The sequence below is a fragment of the Candidatus Nitrosocosmicus sp. FF01 genome (genome assembly GCF_047711275.1).
GTDB lineage: Archaea > Thermoproteota > Nitrososphaeria > Nitrososphaerales > Nitrososphaeraceae > Nitrosocosmicus.
Map to the genome: position 1 here is coordinate 135,016 of NZ_JBLNIG010000003.1, position 14,802 is coordinate 149,817.

Sequence of the window (14,802 nt, forward strand, 5' to 3'; positions counted from 1 at the left end):
ATAGTATTACGCCCGCCTCATCATATAAGAATTATTCTTAAGCAAAATCATGATATACTGATCTGTTTTATCAAAGTAACGAGTATTTATTTAATTCTCACCCCTAAATGTATATAACAAGAATTGTTATCATAATGTGAACAATAATTTGAATTTATTACTTCCTCAATTGTTATCATTGATACAGTCAAAAATGGCCGCAGTCTTAGTTAACTGTTCCTTCGTTATTTATTTTCAGATATGAGCTTTCTATTTTATTTTGGTTTATTTTATCTAAATATATTTGTAGCATAAAGTCCATTTCTTAGTTGAAGGATAGTCTTGAAAAAATCAATGAAAATTTGGAGCCCTTGCCCTTTGCCATCTTGTGTGCATATTTGCAGTGGTAGGGGAAGATTATATATAATCGACCTGTATTTTATAGGATATTTGACGATTCTTTTGTTATTATATAATTTAAGTTTGGCTCAGGAGAGAAGTGATTTTGTCTACTGAAAAAAAGGAAATAAAAATTGTGGATCATATTTATCAGCCTAAACATGAAATACTCTCCAAAGACGAAGCTGAGCTGGTTTTTAAAAAATTTAATTCCAAACCTAGTCAATTTCCTTATATCATGTCCTCCGATAAAGGGATACAAGGATCGGGAGCGCAACCAGGAGACGTTATTAAGATCACCAGAAAGAGCTCAACAGCGGGTGAAAGTGTATATTACCGATATGTAGTAGAAGGTTGATCTAGATCATGACAGTCAGTATTAGTAATAATTCTATTGATATGTGGCCCATCATAAATGATATACTGCGGAGAGAGGGTGTTGCTAGACAACATCTTAATTCATACAATGAGTTCATAGAAAGAGGGCTTCAAAGCATAATCGATGAAGTTAATGAAATTGAGATAGAGACTGCCGAATATCCATATAAAATCAAGCTTGGAAAAATAAAGATGCAACAGCCTAGAATAATGGAATTAGATGGATCCATCACACATGTTGCACCAGTTGAAGCCCGCCTTCGGAACTTGACATACGCTTCTCCAATCATGCTAGAATGTAGCATTGTTGAGGAGGGCAAGACATTAGAATCTCGATTCATCCATATCGGGGATATGCCTGTAATGGTCAAATCGAATGCTTGTATGCTTCACAATTATTCGGAGATAAAATTAGTCGATGTCGGAGAAGATCCAAAAGATCCTGGGGGTTATTTTATTATTAATGGGTCAGAGAGAGTGATCGTAGGGTTAGAAGATTTATCTTACAATAAAATCATAGTAGATATAGAAGAAACCTCTGGAACTATGCTTTATAAGGCTAAGGTTTACTCATCGATTGTTGGATATAGAGCTAAATTGGAATTGATAATGAGACCTGACGGTTCCATCGTATCTAAGATACCTGGCTCTCCTGTAGATATCCCGTTAATTATTTTGATAAGAGCTTTAGGGCTAGAATCAGATAAAGACATAGCAAATGCAGTTTCACTAAATGACGCCATTCAGGACGAACTTGAGCCATCATTTGAAAAATCTGGCGAAGTAACAACTAGTAGAGATGCTATTATTTACATAAGTAAGAGAATTGCCCCGGGTATGTTAGAAGAATTTCAAATCAAGAGGGCCGAAACCTTATTAGATTGGGGATTGTTACCACATTTAGGGAAAAATCCAGACAATCGATACGAAAAGGCATTGTTCTTAGGTGAATCTGCATGCAAGTTGATTGAATTGAATCTTAACTGGATAGATCCTGATGACAAAGACCATTATGGTAACAAAGTCATCAAGTTTGCTGGTCAAATGTTAGCTGATTTGTTTAGAACAGCATTTAGAAATTTAATTCGAGATATGAAATACCAATTGGAAAGATCTGGTCAGAAGCGCGGCATCAATGCAGTAGCCGCAGCAGTAAGACCAGGAATAATTTCAGATAAACTAAATAATGCTATTGCAACAGGCAACTGGGGACGAGGTAGAGTTGGTGTTACGCAGTTATTGGATAGGACAAATTATATGTCGACAGTGAGCCATTTAAGACGTATACAATCTCCTTTAAGCAGGAGTCAACCAAATTTTGAGGCACGAGATCTACATGCAACTCATTTTGGGCGTATATGTCCGTCTGAAACCCCTGAAGGATCTAATTGTGGATTGGTGAAGAATCTGGCATTATCTGCTGTTATCTCAGTAAGTGTGTTATCCTCAGACGTAATCGAAAAACTATATGAATTGGGAGTACAAAATGTAAACGAAACCAACGATGAATTAAAACAAAAAGGAGCGAGAATTTTTGTTGATGGTAGATTGATAGGATATATCGAGGATGGGGGTTCATTGGCTAATAGGCTGCGAACCATGAGGAGATCCGGAAGAATGCATCCACATATGGGAATTTACTACTATTCTTCACTTAATGAGAATGCAACCAAGAGGTTATATATTAGTTGTAATTCTGGCCGTGTCCTGAGACCTGTTGCAATAGTTAAGGATGGTAACATATTATTAACTAAAGAAGTTATAGATAAGATATCCAAGAAATTTTTGTCATGGACTGACCTATTATATATGGGTATTATTGAATTGGTTGATGCCAATGAGGAAGAGAATTGTTATATCGCAAGCGAACTAAAAAATATTTCAAGCGACCATACTCACGTTGAGATTTTCTTGTCATCCATATTAGGTGTGGGTGCATCGATTATTCCTTATCCTGAACACAATCAGTCTCCTCGTAATACCTATGAGAGTGCAATGGCCAAACAAAGTCTTGGATTTTCGACACCGTTAATGAATGCAAGCACATATGTTCGGCAACACTTTATGCTTTATCCCCAAATGCCAGTCGTTACTACCAAGGCCATTAATCTGCTTGGTTTGGATGAGCGGCCAACGGGTCAGAACTGCGTGGTGGCCGTCCTTCCTTTTGAAGGTTATAATATTGAAGATGCGGTGGTGTTCAGTAAATCATCTGTAGATAGAGGATTGGCAAGAACATTCTTTTATCGTGTTTATGAGGCTGAAGCAAAACAATATCCGGGGGGTATGAAGGATACTTTTGAAATACCATCATCAGAGGCAAATATTCGTGGATACAGGGGAGAAAAATCATACCGCTTACTGGAACAAGATGGGGCGATAATGCATGAATCAGTGGTCAACGGAGGTGACATATTGATAGGTCGAACGTCGCCGCCAAGATTTATGGAAGAATACAAGGAATTTGAGGTTAAGGGGCCGTATAGAAGAGACACGTCAATTGGTGTTAGACCATCTGAAAATGGCGTTGTAGATACTGTCATAATGACACAGTCTGTGGAGGGTGGTAAAATGTATAAAATTAGGGTAAGAGATATGAGGATCCCCGAAATTGGTGATAAATTTGCCTCACGACATGGCCAAAAAGGGGTTGTCGGAATGCTAGTAAACCAAGAGGACTTGCCCTATACCGAGGATGGAGTAGTCCCAGATGTGATGATAAATCCTCATGCGTTTCCTTCAAGGATGACAGTCGGGATGTTCATGGAATCCCTTGGAGGAAAGGCAGCGTCTCTAAGAGGTAAAATAGTTGATGGATCAGCATTTTTAGGCGAAAAACTTAACGATATTAAGGATATCATGGAGGCTTACGGATTCAAGCACAGTGGGAAGGAGATAATGTATGATGGTAGAACCGGTAAGAAATTTCCGATGGATGTGTATGTTGGAGTTGTTTACTATCAAAAACTACATCACATGGTTGCAGACAAGATCCATAGCAGAGCAAGGGGTCAGGTACAGATGCTAACTAAACAACCTACAGAAGGTAGAGCGCGAGGTGGAGGCTTAAGATTTGGAGAAATGGAAAGAGATTGCTTGATTGCTTATGGTGCTTCAATGATGCTAAAGGATAGATTGTTGGAGGAGTCTGACAAGGCTGAGATAAACGTGTGTGAAAGATGTGGTCTATTATCATATTTTGATACTAAACAGAGAAAATACGTATGTAGAGTTTGTGGTGATAAAGCGAAGATCTCTAACGTTATTATTGCATATGCCTTTAAATTGCTGTTGCAAGAAATGATGAGTTTAAATGTGGCACCTCGCTTACTGGTAAAGGAGAAGGTTTGAGCCTTTTTGTTTATGTGTATTCCTTTAGATGGGAGTTTTGTTAAATGAATGATGAATCTGTAAAAATTTTGGATGGAATTAGATTTAGTATTTGGTCTCCAGTAGAAGTAAGGAAATTTAGTGTCACCGAGGTAACTGCACCAGAAACATATGACGAAGACGGTATGCCTGTTCAAGGAGGATTGATGGATAACAGATTAGGCACCTTAGAACCGGGTCAGAAATGTGCAACATGTGGTAATACATCCGCAAGGTGCCCTGGTCATTTTGGTCATATTGAACTAGCTGAACCAGTTTTACATATCGCGTTCATAGACGACATTCACAAACTATTATTAATTACTTGCAGATCCTGCAACAGGATTAAACTGAATAATGAGGATCTTGAAAAATACAAGAATCTGCGGGATAGTAAGGCTGCTTATGCTGTTATTACATTGGAAAACGTCAAGGACGAAATAATTGAGAAATCTAAGAAAGTCAAAGTGTGTCCTCACTGTCAGAAGGAACAGTATGATTTAATCTTTACAAAACCAACTATTTTTGTAGAAAAGACTGACGTAGGAGAAAATAGATTGTTACCAATTACCATAAGAGAGAGATTACTTAATGTATCAAACGAGGATCTTATTTTGTTGGGTTATGATCCTAAAACAGCGAGACCTGAATGGTTTATACTTCAAGTGTTGCCAGTACCTCCAGTTACTGTTAGACCATCGATTATTTTGGAGACTGGTATCAGATCCGAGGATGATTTGACTCATAAACTCGTTGATATCATAAGAGTTAATCAAAGATTAAAAGAAAGTAAGGAAGCGGGTACTCCGCCATTGATTGTTCAAGACTTGGTTGATTTATTACAATATCATGTTACCACTTACTTCGATAATGAGGTGTCTGGAATTCCTCAGGCACATCATCGATCCGGGAGGCCTTTGAAGACTATAACTCAGAGGTTAAAAGGGAAAGAAGGGCGATTTAGAGGCTCATTGTCAGGAAAGAGGGTAGATTTTTCAAGCCGCACAGTAATATCTCCAGATCCTAATCTAACCATTTCAGATGTGGGGGTCCCGAGCGATGTTGCAAAGAAGCTTACGATACCGGAAACCGTATCGTCATGGAATATGGAAAAGCTAAAAAATCTTGTATTAAATGGTCCAAACAATTATCCTGGCGCAAATTACATAATTAGGCCTGATGGCGTAAAGATAAGGCTTGATTACGTCACTGATCGAGCTGCCATTGCGGATTCACTGATGAATGGATATACAGTCGAACGGCACTTGATGGATGGAGACATTGTAATTTTCAACCGTCAGCCATCATTACACCGTATGTCAATCATGGCCCATAATGTCAGGGTACTTCCTTATAGAACATTTAGACTTCATCCTGCGGTTTGTCCTCCCTACAATGCTGATTTTGATGGTGATGAGATGAATTTGCATGTGCCACAAAGCCAAGAAGCAAGAGCAGAAGCTGCACTTTTGATGAAAGTTCAGGACCAACTTATTTCACCAAGGTATGGGGGTCCAATAATTGGTGGAATAAGAGATTTTATTACTGGTGCATTTTTGCTGACTAAAGACGAGAGTTTGTTGACCGTAGATGAAATTTCAAATTTTGCCTACTTAGGCGGGTATAATGGCCCATTGCCAAAACCTGAAGTTGAAAAGAACGGAAAGATGTTTTATACAGGAAGGCAATTGTTCTCCTTATTCTTGCCAAAAGATTTCAACTTCGTGATTACCTCGAAGTGGAATAAGGCTTCAAAATTACAAGGTAAGGATGTGGTTATAAGGAATGGGCAATTAATCTCTGGTGTCATTGATAAGGCTTCAATAGGTGCTGAAGAACCTGATAGTGTATTACACCGAATAGCAAAGGACTATGGAAACGACGAAGCGAAACGTTTCCTCGATGCGATTCTCATAATGCTTAAGACCTATATTACTCACAATGGTTTTAGTTATGGTTATTCGGACCTGTGGCTAAGTGATGATACTCGCAAGGAAATATACGATGTAATTGAAAAAACCTATAATAAGATCGATGAATTGATAAAACAATACCATGACGGTACCTTACCCTTAACACGTGGTTTGTCACCAGAAGAAGCATTAGAGCTGTATGTTGTAAACGAATTATCAAGAGCTAGAGATAGGGCCGGTAAAATTGCTGATAGATCCTTTCCGGATGATAATTCCGGTGTGATAATGGCCTCTACAGGTGCTCGGGGCTCGACATTGAATATCGGACAGATGACCGCTGCTCTAGGTCAACAATCTATACGAGGTAAACGAATTATTAAAGGATATAGAAATCGAGCTTTGCCACACTTCAGGCCAGGAGACCAAAACCCGGATTCAAAAGGATTCGTCAAATCAAACTATCGAGATGGTTTGAACCCAATAGAATTTTTCTTCCATGCGATGGGGGGTCGAGAAGGATTAGTAGATACTGCCGTAAGGACACAACAATCAGGTTATATGCAGAGAAGACTAATTAATGCCTTAGAGCATTTAAAAATTGAATATGACCTGACAGTAAGAGATCCCCATGGAAATATCGTTCAGTACATTTATGGGGATGATGGTATTGATCCAGCCAAAAGCGATCATGGCGATGCTGTAAACATAAATAGAATCGTTGAAAGTGAATCGGTTGTAGATGATGGACCAAAGACATCAGAAGAAGAAATGAAAGAGTTATTATCCAAGTTCAAGGAAAAAATGAATCCTAAATTAGGTCGAGATATAGAAAACGCACTAATCTCATATCCCCTTAGCAAATCGGGTATTAAGAAGGTAGTTCACAAGATTATGGATCTATTTGAAAAAGCAATGATAGAACCTGGAGAAGCAGCCGGAGTAGTTACGGCTCAGTCCATAGGTGAACCTGGAACACAAATGACTTTGCGTACTTTTCATTTCGCCGGAGTAAAGGAGCGAAACGTTACCTTGGGTTTACCTCGACTAATTGAATTGGTAGATGCGAGAAAAAAACCTGTTACTCCTACAATGGATATCTATCTAGATGAAGAGCACAAGTTATCAAGGGAAAAGGCTTTAGAAGTTGCAAAGCGGATAATATTTACTAGAATATCTGATTTGGTAAGCAAAGTTGACACAGATTATAGCGGAAACCTCACCTTTTATTTTTCGGATAAAAAGATTGCTGATAGGGGGACATCTATTCAGGAAATTCATGAGGTTCTGAAAAGTTCGAAGAAAAGATATGAAGTTACGGTTAATGAGGATCAGTTATTGATCAAGATATCGTTGTCACAGGAACCTGACGCTCAAACTCTACTCACACTGAGAAACAAACTCTTGAATGGTCGGGTAAAAGGAGTCCCAGATATCGAAAGAGTTACTATAGTAAAACAAAATGATGAATGGGTTATTCAAACTGCCGGTTCAAATTTAGCAAAAGTAGTATTGGTTGATGGGATTGATGTTACCAGAATAACTACTAATAATGTATTTGAAATTTGGCAAACCCTTGGAATTGAAGCAGCTAGGACGGCATTGGTTAAGGAAATAACAAATACTCTAGAGGAACAGGGTCTTGAAGTCGATATTCGACATATCATGTTAGTTGCGGATTTGATGACTTCTAAGGGTTACCTGCAACAAATTGGAAGACATGGTATAGCAGGGACAAAGACTTCGGTCTTAGCAAGAGCGGCATTCGAAATTACCGTCCCTACAATAGCAAGGGCAGCACTTGAAGGACAGGTAGAACCATTGAAAGGGGTTACTGAAAATGTTATTGTAGGGGCCACGGTACCAGTTGGAACTGGAATGATTGATCTATATATGAGTGTTAAGGAGTAAAAACAGAATGAATGAAAAAAAATTGGCAAAATTGCTGAAGGAAGCGGCTGTAAGCAGTAAATTAAAGACGGGTTATAAAGAGGTAATGCAGTACATGAAAGGTACCAAGCTAATTGTTCTGTCTAGTTCTCTATCCAGCGATTCCGAGATTAAGTTGAAAAAAATAGCTGAGGAAAGTGGAATCGAGGTTATTGAATACTCTGGAAATTCAGCACTGTTAGGAAGGCTTTGCAGTGTATCATATGGAACAAGTGTGGTATCTTTAAAAAACGTGTCAGATGAAGAAATAACTGAACTAAAGAAGTAGAGCGATATAGATTTTTATTCAGATTTTTCATAATTTATTGATAATGCCATGAAGTACACGCACTACCTTCTACCACTCATTAGGTTTAAATTTCGCAATTAAAAATAAACTTAAATTGGATATCTTGGAGAGACTTATTTGTACTTGGAAGAATTATTGATTTCCCGTGGAGTGAGTCTAGAGTGAGTGAAAAAATTAAGTTATCTCCAGATGAATTTCGGCTATTATCTTTGTTTCAAAATGTCACTACCGCTGATGCCCGAGACTGTTTGATAGATGAAAAAATGGAAAGAGTGATTTTTGTAGTCAACAAGGGTCAAATGGGGATCGCAATAGGCAAGGGTGGATCAAATATAAAACAACTGCAGAATGTAATTAATAAGAAGATCGAATTGGTAGAACACTCCGACAATCCAGTAGATTTTGTAAAAAATATATTTAATTCTAATCTGATTTTAGAGATTAAACTAACCGACCGACCAGATGGCTCTAAACAGGCACTGGTAGTCGTTGATTCAAAGAAAAAAGGAATCGTAGTCGGCAAGGATGGTAGAAATGTGGATAAAGCAAGAATCTTGGCAAAAAGATATTTTAACATTACAAATGTTTTGGTCATAAGTCCGGAACAATTAATTAAAAGTGAAAAGATGTGATATGTGTTGAGTAAATCACCTTTAGGATTATTTTCTGGCAGAGTATTAAAGACTAAAAGAAAGCGAGCCCGATGGTCAAACAAATATTATAAGAGAAGAATGTTGATGCTCGATAAAAAAGCAAATCCTTTGGAGGGTGCTCCGCAAGCTAGAGGAATTGTGCTAGAAAAGGTAGGAATTGAATCCAAACAGCCTAACTCTGCTGTTCGTAAATGTGTAAGAGTACAATTGATCAAGAATGGAAAATCAATAACTGCATTCTTGCCTCGAGATGGTGCATTGAACTTTGTTGATGAACATGATGAGGTGATTTTGGAAGGAATTGGTGGGTCTATGGGAGGAGCCATGGGTGATATTCCGGGAGTTCGATGGCAAGTTTTCAAAGTCAACGGTGTTTCGCTTAACCAGTTAGTTAGGGGAAGGAAAGAAAAACCGAGGCGATAATAATGAGTGGCAAAGAACAAACAAATATGCTCCTGTTTAACAAATGGGATACAACAAATATCGAAATTGAAGACGAGGGATTAAAAAACGTAATTCATTTACATCCTTCAATGACTATTCCAATTACTTTCGGTCGTCATGAACACCAAAGACTTAAGAAAGCTGAAGTCAATATAGTCGAACGATTGGCTAACAAGCTGATGCATTTTGGAAAAAGATATGCAAAGAATACTGGTCGAATGGGTGGCAAAAAAGCTCGAGTAATGAATGTGGTGAAAACTTCTCTTGAAATAATATTTTTAGAGACTGGTAAAAATCCAGTTGAATTGCTTATAAGGGCCATTGAGAATGCTTCTCCCAATGAAGATACGACCAGGATAGTATATGGAGGTGTAGTATATCACGTCTCCGTTGATGTGTCTCCACTGAGGAGAGTAGATTTAGCATTGAGATTTATTGCGGAAGGCGTAAGGGAATCAACTTATTCTTCTCCACAGACAATGGAAGAAGTCTTGGCAAAAGAAATCATATTAGCATCAGAAAATGACATGAATAGTTATGCGATAAAAAAGAAGAACGAACAAGAAAGAATAGCAATGTCATCTAGATAATTAATATTTTATCTATTAACTACTTTAGGGACATTTAATGAGCGGCAAAGACGATCATATTTTTAATAAGATAAACTTGTTGACAACCCCCTCCGGTAGAATGATTCTAAAGAGTGGATTGCTAAAGGACAAGAAATATTCTCTATTTAAATACTATTTAGAAGAATCAAAAAAGGAATATAGTGGATTTGTACAGCGATACAAAGATGGGATCTATGAACTAATCCATTCTGATCCTTCCCCGATTGATACCCATAAAGCATTCATTGACGAAATAGGTGGTCCGAAAGAACTAGAACTCGAAACGAATCAAATTGACATCGCTAAAGCGAAAATGACTGACCGCAGCATGATCAACGATAGGATAGACAGGATACTTAATTCTAATTTCGTAAAAATGACATACCCGGTTTTTTTTGCACTTTTTGATGGCTATTCTGATAAGAGGAATTTCAATGATAGGATTCTGCGTGATAATGTAATAGATGGCCATTTAATTGCTATAGATCTCAGCGAACCTATGGATAGGATTCTAGATAAAGATGAGGATCTTGATTATCTTGAGGATTATAAATTTATTAATCCTTACATTTTGACGTTGGCCAAACGCAAAATCAAGGAAGCAGGATCTGATGTCTTTGAAGAATTTGAAATAGGTTTTATGGATGCTCTATTGGGTCAAAAAATAGATTACGAAATGAAAACTAATTCTCTTGACTTAACATATGAAAATTTAGAACAGAGTTATAAGAAATACCGTTCGGTTCTTGGTACTGCTGGCAAAAATATGTGTCTTAATGAAAAACCACTATCAGAAATTTACTATATTGGAATGGCCAAGGCGGCAGAGTGTGTCGGCTGCGGCAATGAAATTCAAGACGCAATTGGAACTGGGGGGATCAAATCTCCGTCTTGGCCACTATTTTTTTCCTCAATGACTGGTGACGTAAGGACTGGATTTAAAATGACTCTGGAGAAAAGCAAGTCTTATCTGTCAGAAGCTTATTTGGCGTTAGAAATGCTTGAAGAGGATTTCAAAATAAAACCATACCTTGAATTCTTGTTCTTGACAGTAAGTCATTATAATGAATTCTGGTATCGTGAATTAGTCACAAAGAAGATAGATCTCTTAACAAATTTTCAACATGATCTCAAAAAAATCTCTTAGATCATCAAAGAGAGTTGGAAGGCATTGATGTGGACTGAAAAATATCGAATAGAAAAAATTGATAGTTTTTTTGGAAATGAGAAAGAAAGGATCACAGTAATAGACTGGCTTGCTACATGGGTAAAAGGTACTAAACCATTATTGTTGATAGGTTCGCCTGGAACAGGAAAGACCTCTTTTGTAAAGGCTTTGTCAAAATATCTTGATTATGATCTGATCGAACTAAATGCTAGCGACTTGAGAAACAAGATAAATTTAGAAAGCATTATTGGCCCAATATTATCCAACCGTAGTGTTTTTGGAAAAAAAATATTGCTTTTCTTAGATGAAGTTGACGGTATTTCGGGTAGAGATGATTTTGGAGGATCTTCATATTTAGGTGCGGTATTGAAAGATTCTGATATCCCAATAATTATGGCGGCTAATTCAAGGGGCCCAAAAATGAAGGATGTGATAAAGAATAGTAAGACCATATCATTTCACCCGTTATCACCATTTGCAAGTTATCTACTAGTACAGCATGTTCTAGATGAAGAAAAAAAAAGCATAAGTGAAAATGTAAAGCTAGATTTAATTAAACAGAGTAAAGGAGATGCTCGAAGTCTATTGAATGGAATGCAGATAATTCTTGAAGGTAAATTTCAAGTTGATTCAAGACTCAGACAAGAGATACCTATAGAAGAATGTGTCAATTACTTTTTCTCCTCCACTGATATTTCAAAAACTAAGGAATTATTGTCTCGTTCTTCAATTCGTTATTCTACTCCTAAGTTTGGATATAGTCCAGAGGAGCGAAGCAAAGATTTTTTGAATGCACTGTACACAAGCATAGTAAGCAATCACAAGGTACTTACCTCGATGGATTTGGCAGCTTTATTACATCATCTGTCAGAGGCAGATTTGTTCGTAAATAAAATTTATGAAAATCGAAATTGGAGATTACTAAAATATGCGAACGATATACTAGTTTGGAAAATATTTGACTACAGCAGGTTTCCCTCAATCACATACAATCAATATTCAGTTCCATTCCCGTTAATTGGTTCAATTTTCATGCGTGGTCAAACACTGAGACAAGTTAGAGCCGAATTAGCCAGAGAATTTCATGCAGGAATGAGTAACGTCGGACTTTTCTATTATCCTTATTTGATACAAATTCTAAGAAATTCAAACCTCAGTACAATTGATTTCAAAAATCCTGATAATTCAAAGTTGAATGATATAATTGAGAAGGAAAAATCAAGGTAACATTCGAAACCTTCAAAAAGATGTTAGTCGAGATGTTGGTGTAACCTAAACAATGAGCGATAGTAAGTTTTATTCTGGGGATTGGCTGAAGATCAAGATAAAATTTTCTGGAGTATGCTTGAATTGCAAGCAAAAGATTAACACTGGAGATGTTGGCTACTGGTCAAGAAATACCAAATCCATAGTTCATACTAATTGCTATTTAGGATCTAAACAAATTGAACAAGACACTAATCCTATAGGAAATCGTGGTAATGTAGGAATGAATAAGGGGGCCATGATTGATGCCGTTGCTACTACTTCAACACGGCAGAAAAATGAGCTATGCTTTATCTGTAACAACCCAGTGGACCTAAACGATCCTTTAATTATTGAACTAATCAAAATCGTAGATGGGGGTAATCAACTAAAATCACTGTATTGTGCTCTTTGTTTGAAAGGGTTTAATACTAGAATCTTTGAAGATTATAAAACATCTTTTAACCGAAGAATTAAAAAATAGGCTCTCCATAAAAGTTAAAATAAATATTAATGGTACACAATACCCGTCAGAAATTGTCTAGCGAATATGAATACAATGTCAGCAAAATCCTCACTGAAAAAACAAGAAAATTAAAAGAACTACAAAATTCAAATAATTCTTCAGCCTATGAAAAAGACTTCTTAAAAATGGAAATAGAGACACTTGAATCGTTGTATGAGAATTATAATTTGGGATTAAATTATTTTAGACGCGCTAAGGGGGGAAGGAACGGATTGCGTGAACTAAGAGATAAGGAATAACAATATTGACAAATATCGTCAAGGTTCAATGATTTTGATTTCCTTATTTATAGCAAAGTCTATATTAAATAATGTCAGGGATTAAGAACATAATATATGCATGAGGAGAAACTAAAGCAATATTATGACCGAAAACACAGTGCAGAAGCAGGTGGAGGTCAGGATAAAGTTGAATCCCAGCATTCAAAGGGAAAATTAACTGCGAGAGAGCGGATAAATCTATTATTAGATCCAAATTCCTTCACAGAAATTGACAAGTTTGTAACCCATAGGGGTGATGATCCTGAAGTAAAGAAGTATTATGGTGATGGTTTGGTTACAGGATTCGGTACTGTTAACGGGCGACAAGTATTCATCTATGTTTATGATTTTACAGTTCTGGGAGGTTCATTAGGCGAAATGGCTGGTAAAAAAGTATCCAAAGTGATGTCTCACGCGCTGAAAGTAGGTTGTCCAATTATTGGAATTCTAGATTCTGGTGGAGCCAGAATTCAAGAAGGAGTATCAAGTTTAGATGGTTATGGTGATATCTTTCTAAAGAATGCACTTGCATCTGGTGTTATTCCTCAAATAACAGCCAGTATTGGACCATGTGCGGGGGGAGCAGTTTACTCGCCCTCTATGACAGATTTTGTAATTATGGTTGAAAATATCGGACAAATGTTTGTAACAGGTCCGGAGGTTGTTAAGGAAGTTTTGAGTCAAGAGGTTACTTTTGAAGAATTGGGAGGTGCAAGGACTCATGCCACAAAATCAGGCGTTGCCCATTTTGTAGCTAAAGATGAAGTCGACTGTATGGACAAGATCAAGACATTGATATCATTTTTACCACAAAATAATAAAGAAGAGCCAAAAATACTGACCGAAAATATTGACGATCCTGGTCGAGTAGATCCAAATTTAATTAAAATTTTACCAGACAATCCCTATCAGTCTTACGACATGAAAGAAGTCATAAGATCGATAGTTGATAATGGGGTTTTTTTTGAGGTTCATGAGCTATTCGCTGAAAATATTGTTGTAGGCTTTGCACGAATGGGGGGGAGGTCCATAGGTATCATCGCAAATCAACCACTCTTCCTCGCAGGAGCCTTAGATATTCACTCTTCAAACAAAGCAGCACGGTTTGTTAGATTTTGTGATTCTTTTAATATACCTATTGTTACTCTAGTTGATACTCCTGGATATTTACCGGGGACAGACCAAGAGCACAACGGCATAATCAGACATGGAAGTAAATTACTTTTTGCTTACTGCGAAGCTACAGTGCCTAAAATAACCTGTATAATTGGTAAGGCATATGGAGGTGCATACATTGCTATGGGCAGCAAGAATCTGGGAACTGATCTTAATATCGCATGGCCAACTGCCGAGATAGCTGTTCTGGGTCCCGAAGCTGCTATAACTATTATTCATAGAAAGAGTCTGAAGGATTCTCCTGATGCATCTTCCAAAAAGAAAAATCTAGCAAAAGAATATAGAAACAAGTTTGCTAATCCTTACATTGCAGCAGAAAGAGGAACAATAGATTTAGTGATAGATCCAATGGAGTCCAGAAGTACAATAATTAGTGCTCTTAATGCATTATCTAATAAGAAAGAAAGTAGGCCGTGGAAGAAGCATGGAAATATCAATCTCTAAA

General features: G+C 37.2%; 12 protein-coding genes. All 12 read left to right on the forward strand.

The annotated features are described in order from the left end of the window. The first annotated feature begins 484 nt into the window (after positions 1-484). The 12 genes from ACMT7R_RS10795 to ACMT7R_RS10850 all read left to right on the forward strand — a co-directional run bounded on the left by ACMT7R_RS10795 (position 485) and on the right by ACMT7R_RS10850 (position 14,801). Positions 485-736 carry a DNA-directed RNA polymerase subunit H gene (locus tag ACMT7R_RS10795; RefSeq protein ID WP_415311868.1) on the forward strand — a complete coding sequence of 84 codons (252 nt, stop codon included), beginning with the start codon at positions 485-487 and terminating at the stop codon, positions 734-736. Positions 737-744: 8 nt separating this feature from the next. After that, entirely contained in the window at positions 745-4,107 is a 3,363-nt protein-coding gene (locus ACMT7R_RS10800) for a DNA-directed RNA polymerase subunit B (RefSeq protein ID WP_415311870.1), read from the forward strand. 44 nt (positions 4,108-4,151) lie between these two features. Next, positions 4,152-7,946, forward strand: a complete 3,795-nt coding sequence (locus ACMT7R_RS10805; protein WP_415311871.1) for a DNA-directed RNA polymerase subunit A' — start codon at positions 4,152-4,154, stop codon at positions 7,944-7,946. 7 nt (positions 7,947-7,953) lie between these two features. After that, positions 7,954-8,253 (forward strand): ribosomal L7Ae/L30e/S12e/Gadd45 family protein, encoded by a 300-nt coding sequence (locus ACMT7R_RS10810; RefSeq protein WP_415311872.1) that lies wholly within the window; start codon positions 7,954-7,956, stop codon positions 8,251-8,253. A 182-nt stretch (positions 8,254-8,435) separates the two neighbouring features. After that, positions 8,436-8,906: a NusA-like transcription termination signal-binding factor gene (locus tag ACMT7R_RS10815; RefSeq protein WP_415311874.1), complete on the forward strand. Its 471-nt coding sequence runs from the start codon at positions 8,436-8,438 to the stop codon at positions 8,904-8,906. Positions 8,907-8,912: 6 nt separating this feature from the next. Continuing rightward, positions 8,913-9,350, forward strand: a complete 438-nt coding sequence (locus tag ACMT7R_RS10820) for a 30S ribosomal protein S12 (protein WP_415311876.1) — start codon at positions 8,913-8,915, stop codon at positions 9,348-9,350. 2 nt (positions 9,351-9,352) lie between these two features. Further along, positions 9,353-9,961 carry a 30S ribosomal protein S7 gene (locus tag ACMT7R_RS10825; protein ID WP_415311878.1) on the forward strand — a complete coding sequence of 203 codons (609 nt, stop codon included), beginning with the start codon at positions 9,353-9,355 and terminating at the stop codon, positions 9,959-9,961. Positions 9,962-9,998: 37 nt separating this feature from the next. Further along, the gene (locus tag ACMT7R_RS10830; protein WP_415311880.1) at positions 9,999-11,129 is read left to right on the forward strand and encodes a hypothetical protein; all 1,131 of its coding nucleotides are present in this window, start codon (positions 9,999-10,001) and stop codon (positions 11,127-11,129) included. Between the two features lie 27 nt (positions 11,130-11,156). Continuing rightward, positions 11,157-12,377 (forward strand): AAA family ATPase, encoded by a 1,221-nt coding sequence (locus ACMT7R_RS10835; protein WP_415312198.1) that lies wholly within the window; start codon positions 11,157-11,159, stop codon positions 12,375-12,377. Between the two features lie 52 nt (positions 12,378-12,429). After that, positions 12,430-12,879 carry a hypothetical protein gene (locus ACMT7R_RS10840; RefSeq protein WP_415311882.1) on the forward strand — a complete coding sequence of 150 codons (450 nt, stop codon included), beginning with the start codon at positions 12,430-12,432 and terminating at the stop codon, positions 12,877-12,879. A gap of 29 nt (positions 12,880-12,908) precedes the next feature. Beyond that, a complete protein-coding gene (locus tag ACMT7R_RS10845) occupies positions 12,909-13,160 on the forward strand; it encodes a hypothetical protein (protein WP_415311884.1) in 252 nt (83 codons plus the stop codon). A 96-nt stretch (positions 13,161-13,256) separates the two neighbouring features. Then, positions 13,257-14,801: an acyl-CoA carboxylase subunit beta gene (locus ACMT7R_RS10850; protein WP_415311885.1), complete on the forward strand. Its 1,545-nt coding sequence runs from the start codon at positions 13,257-13,259 to the stop codon at positions 14,799-14,801. Position 14,802 lies beyond the last annotated feature (1 nt).

What these genes read in the sequence shown, in the direction of transcription:
- ACMT7R_RS10800 (WP_415311870.1), top strand. Translation starts at nt 745, where the DNA reads ATGACAGTCAGTATTAGTAATAATTCTATTGATATGTGGCCCATCATA.
- ACMT7R_RS10805 (WP_415311871.1), top strand. Translation starts at nt 4,152, where the DNA reads ATGAATGATGAATCTGTAAAAATTTTGGATGGAATTAGATTTAGTATT.
- ACMT7R_RS10810 (WP_415311872.1), top strand. Translation starts at nt 7,954, where the DNA reads ATGAATGAAAAAAAATTGGCAAAATTGCTGAAGGAAGCGGCTGTAAGC.
- ACMT7R_RS10825 (WP_415311878.1), top strand. Translation starts at nt 9,353, where the DNA reads ATGAGTGGCAAAGAACAAACAAATATGCTCCTGTTTAACAAATGGGAT.
- ACMT7R_RS10830 (WP_415311880.1), top strand. Translation starts at nt 9,999, where the DNA reads ATGAGCGGCAAAGACGATCATATTTTTAATAAGATAAACTTGTTGACA.
- ACMT7R_RS10835 (WP_415312198.1), top strand. Translation starts at nt 11,157, where the DNA reads ATGTGGACTGAAAAATATCGAATAGAAAAAATTGATAGTTTTTTTGGA.
- ACMT7R_RS10840 (WP_415311882.1), top strand. Translation starts at nt 12,430, where the DNA reads ATGAGCGATAGTAAGTTTTATTCTGGGGATTGGCTGAAGATCAAGATA.
- ACMT7R_RS10845 (WP_415311884.1), top strand. Translation starts at nt 12,909, where the DNA reads ATGGTACACAATACCCGTCAGAAATTGTCTAGCGAATATGAATACAAT.
- ACMT7R_RS10850 (WP_415311885.1), top strand. Translation starts at nt 13,257, where the DNA reads ATGCATGAGGAGAAACTAAAGCAATATTATGACCGAAAACACAGTGCA.